Source organism: Priestia flexa NBRC 15715 (assembly GCF_001591565.1).
Lineage (GTDB): Bacteria > Bacillota > Bacilli > Bacillales > Bacillaceae_H > Priestia > Priestia flexa.
This window is the reverse complement of record NZ_BCVD01000240.1, coordinates 1-1,216: the sequence shown is the minus strand read 5'-3', so window position 1 is coordinate 1,216 and position 1,216 is coordinate 1. Positions and strand designations below refer to the sequence as shown.

The window sequence follows — 1,216 nt, the reverse complement described above, 5'->3', positions numbered from 1 at the left end:
AAACTCCTCCATTTACATAAATGCAAAACGCACCTGGTTCATCATGCTAAAAACACCTATCTTCCCATACCGTTCATAAAGTCAACATTTTCTTGCAGAGCATATTCTGATGAAGTACTTCTCATAATCTTCTGCTCTTTGAGAAAAACTAATGATACTGGAGGAATAGGAATGGAAAAACACTTACCCAATTTAACATCAGCTGAAATTGCATCTCTATGGACAGCTTATATGAATGACAGCATGGCAACATGTATTTTAGCTTATATGTTAACTCATATTGAAGATAAAGATATTCACGCGCTTGTAAAAGAGGCTTTAACGATGTCCTCTGAGCATGTAAGCAGTTTGCAGAAGTTATTTCAACAAGAAAAGTTTGCAATTCCAAATGGATTTGGGAAGCAAGACGTAAATGTGAACGCTCCCCGTTTATATACGGATACGTTTTGTCTTAGCTATCTCAATCACATGTCAAAAGCTGGAATGGTTGGCTACAGCGGCTCATTAGCTATGAGCGCTCGATATGACTTAATTGACTATTTTTCAACCGCTTTGCATAAAACGGCCTCTTTTTATGAAAAAACGACAAAGCTGGCGCTTGAAATGGGAATTCTCACACGCCCACCTTACATTTGCGTTCCAAGTGAAGTCGATTACATTGATAGTAAGGAGTACATAAGCGGCTTTCACTTGTTCAGCAAAAACCGTCCCGTAAATGCGGTTGAGATTTCACATTTGTTTTTAAATATCCAAACGAACTTAATTGGCTATAAGATTTGCTTAAGCTTTGCTCAAACGGCTACGTCCAAAGAGGTAAAGCAGTTTATGATGAGAGGAAATGAAATCTCCCAAAAGCATATTAAGCTATTTGCTGATACGCTTTTAAACGATCATATCGCCGCACCAATGAGCTCAGATCTTTACATCACGGATTCAACAACTCCAGTGTTCTCTGAAAAGCTGATGATGTTTCACATGAGCTTACTGAGCGCTACAGGTATAGGTAATTACGCAACGGCAGCTGCAGCTAGCCAGCGAAGCGACCTTGCTTTAAATTACGAAAGAATGTCGTTTGAAATTGGACGCTATGCAAAAGCTGGAGCAGATATTATGATTAAAAATCAATGGCTTGAACAACCTCCTGGAACCATTAACAAAGAACAGCTTATTCGTTCTCCAAACAAAAAAGCATGAATGAAAACATTCATGCTTTTTT

1 protein-coding gene is annotated in these 1,216 nt (G+C 38.5%); it reads left to right on the top strand.

The annotated features are described in order from the left end of the window. Window positions 1-171 precede the first annotated feature (171 nt). Entirely contained in the window at window positions 172-1,194 is a 1,023-nt protein-coding gene (locus tag BFL01S_RS19645; RefSeq protein ID WP_061786727.1) for a DUF3231 family protein, read from the top strand. The last annotated feature ends 22 nt before the right edge of the window (window positions 1,195-1,216 follow it).

Coding starts and splice junctions, on each gene's coding strand:
- BFL01S_RS19645 (WP_061786727.1), top strand. CDS start 172: ATGGAAAAACACTTACCCAATTTAACATCAGCTGAAATTGCATCTCTA.